This window comes from uncultured Haliea sp., assembly GCF_963973825.1.
In the GTDB taxonomy this organism is placed as follows: Bacteria; Pseudomonadota; Gammaproteobacteria; order Pseudomonadales; family Halieaceae; genus Haliea.
In genome coordinates this window covers 24,073-38,292 of sequence record NZ_CAXBAE010000016.1, presented here as the reverse complement: position 1 = coordinate 38,292, position 14,220 = coordinate 24,073, and the positions used below count along the sequence as shown (strand labels likewise).

The 14,220-nt window shown below is 62.8% G+C and carries 17 protein-coding genes; 1 reads left to right on the top strand and 16 read right to left on the bottom strand.

Annotation, left to right across the window (positions count from 1 at the left end; genetic code table 11):
* Positions 1 to 12: 12 nt before the first annotated feature.
* The 3 genes from AACZ17_RS15705 to AACZ17_RS15695 form a co-directional block, all read right to left on the bottom strand.
* Entirely contained in the window at positions 13 to 1,029 is a 1,017-nt protein-coding gene (locus AACZ17_RS15705; protein WP_290746852.1) for a pyridoxal-phosphate dependent enzyme, read from the bottom strand.
* Positions 1,029 to 1,364: a preprotein translocase subunit YajC gene (yajC, locus tag AACZ17_RS15700; RefSeq protein WP_290746850.1), complete on the bottom strand. Its 336-nt coding sequence runs from the start codon at positions 1,362 to 1,364 to the stop codon at positions 1,029 to 1,031. The genes AACZ17_RS15705 and yajC overlap by 1 nt, the downstream gene beginning before the upstream one ends.
* 178 nt (positions 1,365 to 1,542) lie before the next feature.
* Complete coding sequence (locus tag AACZ17_RS15695) at positions 1,543 to 2,325, bottom strand: exodeoxyribonuclease III (protein WP_290746848.1); 783 nt, start codon at positions 2,323 to 2,325, stop codon at positions 1,543 to 1,545.
* Positions 2,326 to 2,529: 204 nt separating this feature from the next.
* On the opposite strand from AACZ17_RS15695, the gene AACZ17_RS15690 reads away from it, so the two are divergent.
* Positions 2,530 to 4,236 (top strand): class I adenylate-forming enzyme family protein, encoded by a 1,707-nt coding sequence (locus AACZ17_RS15690; RefSeq protein ID WP_290746845.1) that lies wholly within the window; start codon positions 2,530 to 2,532, stop codon positions 4,234 to 4,236.
* A 13-nt stretch (positions 4,237 to 4,249) separates the two neighbouring features.
* On the opposite strand, the gene AACZ17_RS15685 is transcribed toward AACZ17_RS15690, so the two are convergent.
* The 13 genes from AACZ17_RS15685 to moaC form a co-directional block, all read right to left on the bottom strand.
* The gene (locus AACZ17_RS15685) at positions 4,250 to 4,957 is read right to left on the bottom strand and encodes a glutathione S-transferase N-terminal domain-containing protein (protein WP_290746842.1); all 708 of its coding nucleotides are present in this window, start codon (positions 4,955 to 4,957) and stop codon (positions 4,250 to 4,252) included.
* A gap of 10 nt (positions 4,958 to 4,967) precedes the next feature.
* On the bottom strand, positions 4,968 to 5,417 hold the full coding sequence (locus AACZ17_RS15680; protein ID WP_290746839.1) for a nuclear transport factor 2 family protein: 450 nt from the start codon (positions 5,415 to 5,417) through the stop codon (positions 4,968 to 4,970).
* Positions 5,418 to 5,481: 64 nt separating this feature from the next.
* Positions 5,482 to 6,246 carry a glutathione binding-like protein gene (locus tag AACZ17_RS15675; protein WP_290746836.1) on the bottom strand — a complete coding sequence of 255 codons (765 nt, stop codon included), beginning with the start codon at positions 6,244 to 6,246 and terminating at the stop codon, positions 5,482 to 5,484.
* A gap of 12 nt (positions 6,247 to 6,258) precedes the next feature.
* Positions 6,259 to 7,131, bottom strand: coding sequence for an amidohydrolase family protein (locus AACZ17_RS15670; protein ID WP_290746833.1), 873 nt, complete (start codon positions 7,129 to 7,131; stop codon positions 6,259 to 6,261).
* A gap of 168 nt (positions 7,132 to 7,299) precedes the next feature.
* Positions 7,300 to 8,526, bottom strand: a complete 1,227-nt coding sequence (locus AACZ17_RS15665; protein ID WP_290746830.1) for a cytochrome P450 — start codon at positions 8,524 to 8,526, stop codon at positions 7,300 to 7,302.
* Between the two features lie 167 nt (positions 8,527 to 8,693).
* Positions 8,694 to 10,868: a molybdopterin cofactor-binding domain-containing protein gene (locus AACZ17_RS15660; protein ID WP_290746828.1), complete on the bottom strand. Its 2,175-nt coding sequence runs from the start codon at positions 10,866 to 10,868 to the stop codon at positions 8,694 to 8,696.
* Entirely contained in the window at positions 10,865 to 11,341 is a 477-nt protein-coding gene (locus tag AACZ17_RS15655; protein WP_290746825.1) for a (2Fe-2S)-binding protein, read from the bottom strand. Before AACZ17_RS15655 ends, AACZ17_RS15660 begins: the two co-directional genes overlap by 4 nt.
* A gap of 3 nt (positions 11,342 to 11,344) precedes the next feature.
* Positions 11,345 to 11,821: a thioredoxin-dependent thiol peroxidase gene (bcp, locus tag AACZ17_RS15650; protein ID WP_290746822.1), complete on the bottom strand. Its 477-nt coding sequence runs from the start codon at positions 11,819 to 11,821 to the stop codon at positions 11,345 to 11,347.
* A 48-nt stretch (positions 11,822 to 11,869) separates the two neighbouring features.
* On the bottom strand, positions 11,870 to 12,418 hold the full coding sequence (locus AACZ17_RS15645) for an NUDIX hydrolase (protein ID WP_290746819.1): 549 nt from the start codon (positions 12,416 to 12,418) through the stop codon (positions 11,870 to 11,872).
* 24 nt (positions 12,419 to 12,442) lie between these two features.
* The gene (locus tag AACZ17_RS15640) at positions 12,443 to 12,922 is read right to left on the bottom strand and encodes a flavin reductase family protein (protein WP_290746816.1); all 480 of its coding nucleotides are present in this window, start codon (positions 12,920 to 12,922) and stop codon (positions 12,443 to 12,445) included.
* A 51-nt stretch (positions 12,923 to 12,973) separates the two neighbouring features.
* Positions 12,974 to 13,465 carry a molybdenum cofactor biosynthesis protein MoaE gene (locus tag AACZ17_RS15635; RefSeq protein ID WP_290746813.1) on the bottom strand — a complete coding sequence of 164 codons (492 nt, stop codon included), beginning with the start codon at positions 13,463 to 13,465 and terminating at the stop codon, positions 12,974 to 12,976.
* A gap of 2 nt (positions 13,466 to 13,467) precedes the next feature.
* Positions 13,468 to 13,719, bottom strand: a complete 252-nt coding sequence (moaD, locus tag AACZ17_RS15630) for a molybdopterin converting factor subunit 1 (RefSeq protein WP_339638836.1) — start codon at positions 13,717 to 13,719, stop codon at positions 13,468 to 13,470.
* Entirely contained in the window at positions 13,719 to 14,210 is a 492-nt protein-coding gene (gene moaC / locus AACZ17_RS15625; RefSeq protein WP_290746807.1) for a cyclic pyranopterin monophosphate synthase MoaC, read from the bottom strand. Before moaC ends, moaD begins: the two co-directional genes overlap by 1 nt.
* Between the last annotated feature and the right edge of the window lie 10 nt (positions 14,211 to 14,220).

The following is a 14,220-nucleotide window of genomic DNA, read 5'->3' as shown; positions in this document are numbered from 1 at the left end:
TGTGGTCCTGGGTCAACCGCCCGACACGGCGTGTAAAAATTGGAATTGATCCGCCTGCGGGAACACGCCAAACACGCCCCCGGAGTGCAGAAAGACCACGTCGCGCGTGCCCTCAAAACGCCCCGCCTGCAACTCCTGCACCAGGCCGTGGAAGGCCTTGCCCGTATACACGGGGTCCAGCAGCAGGCCCTCCAGTGCGGCCAGCTCGGCGATGAGCTGCAGCACGGCGCTGCTCGCCACGCCATAACCGTCGCCGACATAGCCATCGATCACGCGCGCTGTCACGGCAACCTCGGGCTGCCCGGGGAAGCGGCTGCGCCAGTCCGCGACATCCGCGGCAACCTTGCCGAGAAAGTAGGCCTCGTCATCGCAGACATTGACGCCCCACACCGTGAGGGGCACGCCGTACAATGCGGCTCCCAGTGTGAGGCCCGCCTGGGTGCCCCCGGATCCAGTCGCCGTAACCAGCTGCGCCGCCTCAATGCCGGCGCTGCGCAGGTCATCATGCAGTTCTTCACACGCGGCCACGTAGCCCCAGATACCGAGCCCGTCGCTGCCCCCGGTGGGAATCACCAGCGCCTTCCTGCCTTGCTGCGCGTAGTGCGCGCGCCAGCCATCCAGCAGGCCCGGCAACTCGGCCACGTAGCGGCTCTTGGGATAGCAGCTGATAACCGCGCCGGCCAGTTGACCCAGCAGATAATTGCCCTGGGGTGCCGTGGGGACGTCGCCGCGCAATACCAGGTGTGCACCCAGACCAGCCTGTGCTGCGGCGAACGCGGTTGCCCGGCAGTGGTTGCTCTGCAGGCCGCCGCAGGTGATAAGCGTGTCGTAGCCCTCGGCGAGCGCATGGGCGACAATGAATTCCAGTTTGCGGACCTTGTTGCCGCTGAGCAGGCAACCCGTCAGGTCGTCGCGCTTCACCCACAGCCTGTGTCCGCAACCCCAGCGCTCACTGGCACGGGGCAGATACTGCAGGGGCGTGGGGCGCTGGGCCAGCGCGACCCGCTGTGGCAGCGCCAGCCGGCTCATCAGCCGATGGACTTGAGTGTTCCCTTGGGCAACACCGCGTGGACGTGTATGCGCTGAAACTTCATGTCCACATTGTTGGCCACGTTCAGCACCACGTAGTTATCGTCCAGGCCGGTTATCCGGCCGAGGATGCCGGAACTGGTGACCACTTCGTCGCCCTTGCCCAGCGCCGCCACCATCTGCGCATGCTCTTTCTGGCGCTTGCGCTGCGGGCGGATGGCGATGAAGTAGAACAGTGCGAAAAGACCCACCAGAAACACGATCTGGAAAATCTCGCCGCCACCCTGGGCGCCACCCTGGGCCTGGGCGTGAGCACTGGCAATGAACAAACTCATGACAACTCCTTGCAGCCTGCGCCAGCCGGCGCGAGCAATAACGGGTGGGAAGGAACAGGCGCCAAATGTACAGCGAAACCCGCGACCCTGCAATCTGGGTAGGTCGGCACGCGTAGGTCGGGCCGCGTAGGTCGAGCCGCGTAGATCGAGCCACGCCCACTGCGCGGCAGGACGTTCCTCAGGATTCCAGCTCGAGGTCATAGACCATGGTCTGCGGCGCATGGTCAGAGAATCGCTGGGCGGTATAGATCTCTGCTGCGCGCACACGCGGCTGTAACCCCGGCGTGATGACATGGTAATCGAGCCGCCACCCCACGTTGTTCGCCCAGGCCTGCCCGCGGTTGGACCACCAGGTATATTGTTCAGGCTCCTGGTTCACCAGTCGGAAGGCATCACAATACCCCAGCTCGTCATACACGCGATCCAGCCAGGCGCGCTCCTCGGGCAGAAACCCGGAGTTTTTCTGGTTCGCTTTCCAGTTCTTCAGGTCGATGGGCTGATGACAGATGTTCCAGTCGGCACAGATAATAAACTCGCGGCGCTTGCGACGCAGGGCGCGCAGGTGTTCGTAGAATCGCTCCATGAAGTCCAGCTTTTTCGCCAACGCCGCCTCGCTGCTGGATCCCGAGGGCATGTACAGCGAGATCACGCTCACGGCATCGAAGTCTGCCTGCAGGTAGCGCCCCTCAGTATCCGCAGAGGACCAGCCGAGTTGTGTCACCACGGCGCGCGGTTTGACCCGCGTATACAGCGCCGTCCCGCTGTAACCCTTGCGCTGTGCGTCGTTGTAAAAACAGTGGTAGCCGGGCGGGCTGAACACAGGATCCTGCAACTGTTCTTCCTGGGCCTTGGTTTCCTGAATACACACCACGTCCGCGTCCTGCTGCGCCAGCCAGTCAAAAAAACCCTTGCGCGCGGCCGCGCGAATGCCGTTCGTATTGCAGGTGATAATCGTCGCCACTGCCCGCCCCCCTGATAAGTCCCGCCCGCGATAACCAACGCCGCTCGTCCCGGGCAAAGCCCTGCAGTGTAACGGAATGGACTGTCGCCGTTCAATTCACCACGGGGTCGGCACCGAGACTGCCCCTGCACACAGCCCTTGTGTATGATGCGAAGCGTCCAATCCTGAATCCGAACAGACGACGACCGGAGAGTATCGACCGCCATGAATGAAGTCGCCGCCCTGAGCGCCAATCTGCGTGCTGCCACCGAACAACTGACCGCCCCTGGCGCCCCCTTCGAAATGTCCGAGAGGAACGTGAATGGCGTCATGCTGCGCTGCTATATCAATGCGCCTGTCAACCTGCGCGACGCACTGGACGCAGGCCGCGCGCACGGCGAGAAAACCGCGGTCACCTACGAGGACGAGCGCTACACATTCTCGGATTTTTTCTCGGCTGCCGATCGGTTTTCCCACTACCTCGTGCACGAGGCAGGCATTCGCAAGGGTGACCGGGTCGCCATCGCAATGCGCAACTACCCGGAGTGGATGTTCGCCTTCGTCGGCATCCTCGCCACCGGGGCCATCGTAGTCCCCCTGAACAGCTGGGGGCGCGCTGAAGAGCTGGGCTATGCGCTGAAGGATGCCGGGGCACGTCTCGTGGTGTGTGACGTGGAGCGCTATGGGCTGGTGCAGGACCAGCTCCAGGCTCTGGATTGCCAGGCAGTTGTCGCGCGCAGCGGCGGTGCCGACATAGCGCCGGCGACATCCTGGGAGGCCACACAATCGGGAAGCGCCCAGCGGCCAGACATCGCACTGAACGGCGACGACCTGGCGATGATCATGTATACCTCGGGCACGACCGGCAAACCGAAGGGTGCCGCCTCAACCCACGCCGCGATCTGTCAGGCACTGATGAATTTCGAGCTGATGTCCTACGTATCTGCCATGACCAATCCCGAGGTCATCGGTAAGATGATGGGCTCGGGCTTTGAGCCCTGCACGCTGCTGGCGGTGCCACTGTTCCACGTGTCCGGCTGCTACGCGATCTTCCTGCTCAACCTGCGCGGTGGGCGCAAAACCAGCATCCTCTACAAATGGGACCCGGAAGAGGCCCTGAAGGTCATCGAGCGCGAGCGCATTACCGTATTCACCGGCGTGCCCGCGATGACCATTGCCATGCTCGAATCACCCGCTTTCGAGCGCACCGACACGCGCAGCCTGTTCTCTCTGGGCGCAGGCGGCGCCGCCTGCCCGCCGCACCTGAAAGACCTGATCTACCGGAAGGTACCGGATGCCTATCCGGGCACCGGTTACGGCATGACGGAAACCAATGCCACCGGCAGCAGCTGCACCGGCGAGGCCTACCGGCTGCAGCCCACAGCGGCGGGCACCATCTCTCCTATCGTGGACATCCAGAGCGTGGATGCGCAGGGCACGGTGCTTCCGGCGGGCGAGCGCGGTGAACTCATGGTGCGCAGCCCCACCAATGCGCGGGAATACTGGAATCTTCCGCAAGCGACTGCGGACACGTTCGTCGATGGCTGGGTGCGTACTGGCGACATCGGCTATGTGGATGAGTATGGCTTCGTGCACGTGGTCGACAGAATCAAGGATATGGTGATTCGCAACGGCGAGAACATCTACCCGGTTGAGGTTGAGGGCGTACTCACGGCCCACCCCCAGGTTATCGAAGCCTCTGTTTACGGGCTACCTCACCCCGACCTCGGTGAGGAACTCGCCGCCACCGTGAACGGCGCAGCCGACCTGCAGATCGAAGACCTGGTGAGCTACCTGCGAGAGCACATGGCGGGCTACAAGATACCCACACAGTGGCAACTGACCCGGCAACCGCTGGTGCGCAATGCCACAGGCAAACTGTTGAAGCCCGATATCCGCGCCGCGCATCTGGCGCAGTGGCCGCACCGGTAGCGGCGCTGGCACATCAGGTGTTTGCGTCGCCCGCTCCGGTAACCATGGCGCGCGCATTGCGTGAAAACGCTTCAGCATCCTCGCTTTTCTTCGCGTCCATGAGTTCGGCGATATCGATCGGCACCTTTGTGCCGGCTCGCGCCAGAGGGCGCTCGCCAATCACTCCCAGCCACCGTGACAGGTTGTCCAGCCCTTCAATGGAGATGCCCGACCAGCGATGGGTTCGCACCCAGGCCCAGTTGGCCATGTCGGCAATACTGTAGTCACCGGCGAGAAACTCATGGTCTGCCAGACGCGCATCCATGACTTCGAACAGACGCCGACCCTCTGCCTGGTAGCGATCGATGGCGGGCTGTATCTTCTCGGGGAAATAGCGGTAGAACACATTCGCCTGCCCCATCATGGGCCCCACACCCCCCATCTGGAACATCAGCCACTGAATGACCAGCGAACGACCCTTGCGGTCTGCGGGCAGAAACCTGCCGCACTTCTCTGCCAGGTAAAGCAGAATCGCGCCGGACTCGAACACCGCGAAGTCGCCTTCATCACGATCCACAATCGCCGGAATACGGCCGTTGGGGCAGATACGCAGGAACGCGGGCTCTTTTTGCTCGCCAGCGCGCAGGTCAACCGTGTGTACAGTGTAAGGCAGCTGCATCTCTTCCAGCGCAATCGACACCTTGTAGCCATTCGGTGTCGGCGCGGTATACAGATCAATCATGTGTGCCGCCTTACAGCTGCATGAAGTCAGGGGCGTTGAACACCCAGCTCTTTTCCTCGGCGCGTCGACGAATACGCCAGCCCTGTGCGGTGCGCACGTAGTCGTCAACGTACCAGAGACCCAGAAGGAACACGTGACGACCGCCCTCCGGCAGCGCCATTTCCATGGGGTTGAAGCACATCACACGCCCTGTCGCCGTGTCGCCATCGACGACAAACTGCAGGTTGGCATTCAGATGCTGGCTGTTGGGGAATACACCATCGGAAACGGCATCCTTGAGGTAGGCGATGGTCTCCTCCAGATTGCCGACGGACCCGCCGAAAGCGGAGTAATCCACGTGTGCATCCTCGGTGAATACATTGCGCAGCTCATCAAACGCCTTGCTGTCGATCAGGTGCGAATAGTGAAAGACAAGATCCTGCAGTTCCAGACGGTCTGACAGTTCCTGTTGTGAAAGCATGGCATTTCTCCCTGTTTGTTATCGAGTTTTGATGCGCCACTGAGCGCCGCCCTGCCGCTGCTGACTAGAAGTCCAGCGGCAGACGTATATAGTCCTGGTACATGCGCTCGCGATGCGCCAGCAGGCGCGGGGTCAGCCAGCGCGCAGTCTCTTCCACACCCGATGCGTACATGTCGCGCAGATAATCCGGCATCGGGTTCACCTCCGCCGGCAGCGGCTGCACCATGCCGAGAAAGTTGGCCCAGTAAAAATCTGCCGCGGTCACCGAGTCGCCAACCAGCCAGTGCTTGCCCGCGGCATCCTGTGCCGCCAAACGCTGGTCCAGGAGGCCCGCAATACCCGCCATGCGCTGACCGGCCTGCGCGGCGGCCTCCTGACTCCAGCCATACTTGGCCGCCATACGCTGAATCGCCGCCGGCGGCTCGTCCATGGACATGCCGGGCACAAACAGCTGCAAGCGGCGCTGCCAGCCAAAGCCGTCCACACCCGCAATCAGAGCCGACAGGCCGAGCACCTCGGCGCGCTGCGCCGGGTCATCAGGGAGCAGTGCCGGTGTCGGCGCGAGTCGCTCCGCCAGATGCAACAGATCCAGCCAGTGGCAGACCGGCGGCAGATCGTCGTACACCGCAACCGGCGCTGAACTCTGTCCGGTCCAGGCCACCAGAGCCGGGTTTTCACCTCCAGCCTCCTGCCGCACAGGCAGGTACTTCAGCCCCTTGTAGTCAAACAGGGATTTCGCAGCCTCACCCCACGGCCCCGGCACACCGGCGGTGAGCACCAGGCGCAGGCCCGGTGCCCGCACCGCCTGTTCGATATCTGCGTAGTCCATGGACGACTCCTGTTATTGATCGAGTTTGAATACCCGCAGCGCATTCTCGCGCAAAAACTTGGGCCACACTTCGTCCCGGAACGGCACGTCCGGCATCTCCCGGAAGATCCGGTCCAGCGACAGCCCCATGGGGAAGTAGCCTGCATACATCACCTGATCCGCACCGCGGGTGTTGGCAAAATGCACGATATCCTTCGGGTAGTGCTTGGGCGCGAAGGCGCTGGTCATGTAGTGGAGGTTCGGATACTTGAGCATCATCTTCCAGGCCACATCGGTCCAGGGCTCACAACCGTGCCGGGTTACCACATTCAACTCGGGGAAGAACCACAGCACTTCATCCAGCAACTCGACCTTCTGCGGCCCGAAGGGTAACCGCGGCCCGGGAATGCCCATGCAGGGACAGAACGGAATATCCAGCTCCACAAGCTTGGCGTAAATGGGGTACCACTTTTTGTCGTTCACCGGCACGGGTGGGCAGATCATCGCCGGCGATGCGGTCACCGCCTTGATATCGAACTCCTCCTTCAGCGCGACGATGGTGCGTACTTCATCCATGCCGTTGTTGGGGTTTGCTTCGTAACAGGCAAAGAAGCGGTCGGGAAAGCGGCGCAGCGCCTCTTTGTGCTGCTCCGCGTAGGGACCGACGCCTATCATCGCCCGCTCGATGTTGTGCTTGTCCATTTGCGCTACGGTGTAGGCAACGTAGTCATCCTGGCCATCGATCTGGGGGATGTCCTTGAACATGTACTGCGCGGGCATCTTGAACATCTCATGGCTTTGTTTATCCATGAGCATCGGCTTTATCCACTCGTAGAAGTTGCTGTTATCCTCGCCGGGTACAGCCAGCATCAAGTCGATAACACCGATATTGGTAGGCATGGGCATGGTGCGGTTCTCCTTCAGTGACAAGCCGGCCATTGTGCTGCCAGCGCGGCGCGACACCAAGGTCAGCGCCCGCACAGCGGCCAGAATTCAGGCTTGGGCACAATAGCATGAACCGAGGGGAAGCGCGGTTGCGCCCTCGCGGCCGCCTACCGCTTCAAGAGCGTGTGTTCAGGCCACATCAAACACAATGGGCATATGCTTGATGCCGTGAATAAAGCTGGAGCGCAACCACTGGATGTCACCGTCAAGGCGCGGGTTGCGCATGCGCCGGACAATTTCCTCAAAGATGACGGTGAGTTCCAGCCGCGCCAGGTGCGAGCCGAGGCAGAAATGCTGGCCGACGCCGAAGGCGCGGTGACCATTGCGTACGTCTTCGCGCTGGTTGCGCAGGATATCAAAGCGCTCCGGGTCATCGAACACCGTTTCATCGGCACTGGCCGCGCCGTAGAACAGCTGTACCAGATCGCCCTTGCGAATCTGTTGACCGCCGAGGATCGTGTCTTCCATCGCCGTACGCCGAAACGCGATCACGGCGGGGTTGTAGCGCAGAAACTCCTCGATGGCGTCGGGCACCAGGCCGGGGTTGTCGACGAGCGCCTGATACTGGTCAGGGTTTTCCAGCAGCATGCGCATGCCCTGGCTGGTGACCGTGCGTGTTGTTTCATTGCCGGCCACAATCAGCAGCATGAAGAAGTTGCAGAACTCTTCATCCGTGAGTGGTTCGTCCTCTACTGTGCCGTCCAGCAGCGTAGCCACGATACCCTCAGAGCCGTTTTCCCGATGCGCGGTCGCCAATTCCATGCCGAGCATGAACATCTCAATCATGGCGTTCATGCCGTCCTCTTCCGAGGTGGTCAGGTCAGGGTCATCCATGCCGAGCATGATGTTGGTCAGTTCGAACAGGCGCTGGCGCTTCTCCAGCGGCACCCCCATCAGCTCGCAGATCGCAATCAGGGGCAACTCCATGGCGATGTCTTCGACGAAATCACAGCGTCCTGACGGCAGGGCTCGATCGAGAATCTCGCGGGCGATCTCGCGAAACCGGGGTTCATAGCTGTCCACCTTGCGCGGGGTGAAGGCAGACCGCACCAAACGGCGATACTTCAGGTGCTTGGGTGGATCCATATTGATCATCAGCGCACGCATCATCTCCACTTCTTCGGGCGTGGGATTCTTCAGCATGCAGGTGCGTTCAGCGGAGGAGAACAACTGGGGGTTTTTGGACACCTCGTCGATTTCCGCCTGGCGCGTGACCGCCCAATACCCCGGGCTGCCGTGGCTGGGCGCGTGCCAGTACACGGGTTCCTCACGTCGCAGGTAGGTGAAGGCTTCGCGAGGCAACCCGCCCCGGTAGCTCTCGGGGTCATTGAGATCAATATGGGGACAGCGGTTCATGGGGCACTCCTGCGACGTGGGTCGGGTACAGACTAATGCGTGTTAGTCTGTACCGGGCGCCGCCCGCCGTCAAGCGCTTACCGGCGCGACAGTGACCCGCGTCACCACAGGGAGACGCTGCCAGAAACACGCACCCTGCAGCGCCGCCCAATGGCGACCCCGGGGCTTCAGCCCAGGCGCAATGGCAGACGTCGCTGTCGCTCTCCGGTCGCCGCAAACAGGGCGTTGGCCAACGCCGGCGCCGCGGGCGGCGTACCCGGTTCACCAACCCCGGTAGGCGGCGCACTGCTGTCGACCAACACCACCGTCATGGGTGGCGTGTCGGTCTGCCGCAGCAGGGGATAGTCGTGATAGTTACTCTGCTCCACCGCGCCATCCTTGAGCGTGATCTCTCCGTGCAGCGCTGCACTCAACGCAAACACGATGCCGCCAATCATCTGATCCCTGACAATATCCGGGTTGATCACCTGGCCACAGTCAATCGCGCAGTAGACGTGCTCCAGTTGTACCTTGCCGTCGATGCGCGACACTTCAACCACTTCAGCAACGCAGGAGTGGAAGGAATCGTGCACGGCGATGCCCTGGAATCGGCCTGCAGGCGCATTGCCCCAGTTGGCGGCCCTGGCCACCGCATCGAGCACGCGCCGCTGACGTGACGACTCGGGGAGATGCTGCCGGCGGAACGCCAGGGGGTCCATACCCGCGGCATGCGCCAGCTCGTCGACAAAGCTTTCGACCACGAAAGCGGTGTGACTGTGCCCCACCGAACGCCAGTACCCCAGCGGTATCGGCACTGGCACATTGCAATAGCTGACACTGACGCCATCGAAAGCGTAGGGCAGCTCCTTGGAGCCCTCTACCGACGCAAAGTCCTTCTTGCCAACGAAGTCACCCACCCATTGCCGCGGCCCACCGGGAATCCACTGGGGCAGCATGGCGCCCATCATCACCGGCAACACCTGCTGGTTGATACTCGGACCGGCAATCCGGTGTTGCCAGTGGCTGATCCGGCCATCCGGGTGTACGCGGGCTTCGATGGCACCGGCCATGGCAGGCCGGTACCAGTCATGGCGCATGTCGTCTTCCCGGCTCCACACCAGCTTCACCGGTCGCTTCAACTCGCGCGCAATGGCGACCACCTCCGCCACGTTGTCCGCGGCGGCGCGCCGGCCGAAACCGCCGCCGAGAAACTGGTTGTGAATGACCACCGCCCCGCGGGGCACTCCGAGCACGCGGGAGGCCACGTCTCGTGCCAGATCCGGTGCCTGGGAACCCACCCACACCTCGCAGCCGTCGGCCGTGAGGCGGCAGGTCGCGTTGAGCGGCTCCATGGCCGCATGGGCCAGAAACGGCACCGCATAGCGGGCGCTGACCCGCTCGCCCTGTTCCGCCGCCGCGGTAGCGGGGTCGTCCCGCACACTGGCAAAGTCCTCGCCGTCCAGCGCCGCCTCCAGTGCCGCGCTGATCGTCGCACTGTCGCGCAGCCCGCCGCCGGGTGGCGTAAAGTTCACCTGAACCTTGCCCGCCGCCTGGCGCGCCGGCCAGTAACCCTCTGCAACCACGGCAACACCGAACTCGGTGGCAAACACCGCAACTACCCCGGGAAGCGCGAGGGCCTCTGTGGCCTCGAAGGATTCGACCGCACCATCAAACCAGGGGCAGCGCAGCAGCACCGCCGTCAGGCAGCCCTCGGGACTGGCATCCATACCGAAGCGGGCGCTGCCGTCCGTCTTCGCGACCGCGTCCACACGCTGGTCATAGCGGCCGATCCAGCGCCACTGGTCTGCGGGTTTCAGGACAACATCGCCAACCACCGCCAGTGTACGTGCCACGGGAACCAGCTCCGCGTAGCCGAGGTCCACACTGCCGTCGACGCTGCGCACGCGCCCTTCCCGGGCTTCGAGACTGGCTCTGTCGAGGCCGCTCTGCTGCATGGCTGCGGCGACCAGGGTTTCCCGGGCGCTGGCACCGACCTGCCGGAGGATTTCATGGTAAACGCGGATGGAGGCACTGCCGCCCGTAATCTGCAGGCGCATCTCGGGATCGCCGAAGGCGCTGTGCACCGGTGCCATGGCGTAGTCAATGCGCGAGGGGTGCACTTCCAGCTCTTCGGCGACAAGCGTGACCATACCGGTGATCACCCCCTGCCCCATCTCGGCCTTGGGAACCTGCAGAATCACGGTGCCATCCGGCTCGATACGCAGGAAAGCATTCGGCTGAAAATCGGCCTCGCTACCGAGTTGCAGCGGCTTTCCCGAGCATCCCGTCAGCTGGAAACCCAGCGTGAGTGCACCTCCGGCCACGGACACATTGCGGATGAACTGGCGTCGGGTCAGGTTCATGACGCATCCTCCGCAGCGGGCTGCCAGTGCGCCACTGCGGCTGCACTGAGGATTGCCTGCTGTACCTTATGGTAAGTCCCACAGCGACATAGATTGCCGGACATCGCCTGGCGGATACTCTCCTCGTCGGGCTGCGGGTTGGTCGCGAGCAGAGCGGCGGCTGACATGATCTGTCCTGACTGGCAGTAACCGCACTGCGGCACGTTGTGCTCGACCCAGGCGTGTTGCAGCGGGTGGCTACCCCCCAGCCCTTCAATCGTGGTCACCCTGCGCCCGGCCACCATCGACAATGGCGTCGAGCAGCTGCGAATGGCAGCGCCATCCAGATGCACCGTGCAGGCGCCACAGAGGCCCATGCCGCAGCCGAATCGCGTGCCCGTGAGCTGCAAATGGTCGCGCAGCACCCACAGCAATGGGGTCTCGGGATCTACCTCGAGTTCGACCTCGCGCCCGTTAAGGCTGAAAGCGACCATGCGCTACAAGCCGAGTTCTTTGATCAGGGCGAGCACATCATCGTGGTGGCTCTTGGTCGCCACCTTGTCCATCACGTGCTTGAGACGCCCGTCCTTGCCGATGATGAAACTGGTGCGCAGGATCCCCATAAACTCACGCCCCATGAACTTCTTCAGACCCCAGGCACCGTATTTTTCGGCAACGGCGTGGTCCTCATCGGACAGCAGGGTGAAGTTGAGTTCCTGCTTTTCGATGAACTTGCCCAGCCGCGCCACCGGGTCGGGGCTGACGCCAAGCACCACGGTATCGGCCTTTTCCAGTGCCTTCTTGCTGTCGCGGATGCCACAGGCCTGCACGGTACAACCCGGCGTCATCGCCTTCGGGTAGAAATACAGCACCACGTTTTTCTTGTCGCGGAACTGCTTCAGGGTGACCGTGTTCCCGTCCTGGTCAGGCAGGGAAAATGCGGGAGCCAGGTTGCCAATTTTGGGGAATGCCATGGGTTGTTCTCCTTGTAGGTAGGAATCGTTTCCGGTGCCAGTCCGCAATTACCGACTCGAGGGCCGACGGCGCTCGATCGCCGACACGCGCACCGGGAAATGCCCCGACTCGCAATCGGCAAAATATTCCCTCAGCGTTTCCTGCACAACGGGAAACGCAATCTCGTCCCAGGGAATGTCCTGCTGTCGGTAAAGGGCGGTTTCGGTGCTTTCCGGACCAACACCGAACTCACCGTTCACCACCTGGCAGCGGTAGAACATATACACCTGGTTGATATGCGGCACATCAAACACGCGGTAAAGCTCCAGCCCGGTAACGCGGGCTCGCGCCTCCTCCCAGGTTTCGCGTGCCGCACCCTGCACGGTGGTTTCGCCATTCTCCATAAAGCCCGCCGGCAAGGTCCAGTAACCCGAGCGCGGCTCGATGGCCCGCTTGCAGAGCAGTATGCGGCCTTCGTAAACCGGCACACAGCCGACGATGACCCGCGGGTTCACGTAGTGAATCACCTCACAGACGGTGCAGACGAAGCGCTCGCGATCATCCCCGTCGGGAATTCTCAGGGCGACCGCCGCGCCGCAACTTGTACAGAAATTCATTCCGTCATCCCGCCCGGCGCAGTCTCAGGCCAGAGCCCGGTAGGCACCGCTGTAGAACACCAGCGGTTCACCTTCGGCCAGTGCATGCATCGCCTGCACCCGGCCGACAATAATCAGGTGGTCGCCACCCGGGTGCGTGGCCTCGAGGCTGCACTCGAACTGCACCAGGGCGCCGTTGATCAACGGCGCCCCACCCTGCTCACCGGGCGTGAAATGTTCCGGATCAAGCAGGTGATCGCCCTTGCGGGCATAGCGCGAGGACAGCTCCTGCTGGTTGCCCGCCAGTACGTTGATCGCATAGTGTTTGGCGCTGGAGTAGAGGGAAAACACATCCGAGTTGTTCTGCAGGCTCCACAGGACCAGCGGCGGATCCAGCGATACGGAGCTGAACGAGTTGGCCGTCAGCGCGAGTGCCTCCCCCTCCTCGTTGACCGCGGTAATGAGGCACACGCCTGTGGCAAACCGTCCCAGGGCGTTGCGCAGCTCCCGTCCGTCCAATTCCATATCCTGCTCCTGTCTGTTGTTGTGTTAATACTGTTTGTGGACGCTACAGGTTCACCTGCATGGCCCCGTGCCGGCATCCCCTGTTCGGGTTAACTGCCAGCGTTCTGCGCGCGAAATGTCACTGTCCCGGGCCTCCACCCAGCGTGCATCCTGCGCGCCATGCTCTTTTTTCCAGAAGGGTGCCCGGGTTTTCAGGGCATCCATGATGAACTCGCAGGCCGCGAATGCCTCGCCACGATGATCGGCACACACCCCCACCCAGACGATGGCCTCGCCCGCTTCAATGCGCCCTACCCGATGCAGGATATGCGCCGCCCGCAACGACCAGCGCGCAGTGGCCTCGGAGGCAATTGCCTGCAGGCTGCGTTCGGTCATCCCGGGATAATGCTCCAGTTGCAGGGCATGCACCGACCCTGCCGCGCTCAGATCGCGTACGTTGCCGGTGAAGGTCACCACCGCGCCCGAGGGGGGAAGCAGGTCCTGCAGTTGACCGGGGTTGAACGCTGCTTGCTGCACCTGCACCCGGCAACGGTCTGCGGACATCGTCACCCCCCGGTCACCGGAGGGAAAAACGCAACCTCATCCCCCGCTGCCAGCGGCGTCGCCGGTTCGGCCAGCGAGTGATTTACCGCCATCAGGAGATTCTGGTCTTCCAGCGCCTGCTGCCAGACTGGCCCCCGCGATGCGAGCGCGCTGCGTAGCGCCGCTACAGTGCCGAGGCCCGGTGCGCAGGGGATCTCGAGGACCTCGCAGGCCAACTGCTCACGCAGTCTGGCAAAAAAGCGCACTGTCAGCATCATGCGCCTTCGCCCGCGTTGCGCTCCCAGCTGCCTGAACGGCCACCGTGCTTCGCCTGCAAACCGAGGTCCTGTATCTGCATACCGCGGTCCACGGCCTTGCACATATCGTAGATGGTCAGCGCCGCCACCGATGCCGCGGTCAGGGCCTCCATCTCGACACCGGTCTTGCCCGCCACCGCGCAGCGCGCGGTCACGTGGACACAACCGGCGTCCTCATCCAGCGTGAAGTCGAGGTCGATACTACTGAGCATCAGCGGATGACAGAGGGGAATGAGATCCGCGCACTTCTTCGCGCCCTGAATGCCGGCGACCCTCGCCACCGTCAGCACGTCGCCCTTGGCGTGCGCGCCCTGACGCAACAGGCGCAGGGTTTCTGGCTGCATGGTCACCCTTGCGCTGGCAACCGCTTCGCGCCGCGTCTCGGGCTTGTCCCCGACATCAACCATGCGCGCGGTGCCCGCCGCATCCAGGTGCGTCAGCTGAGCCATAACGTCATAC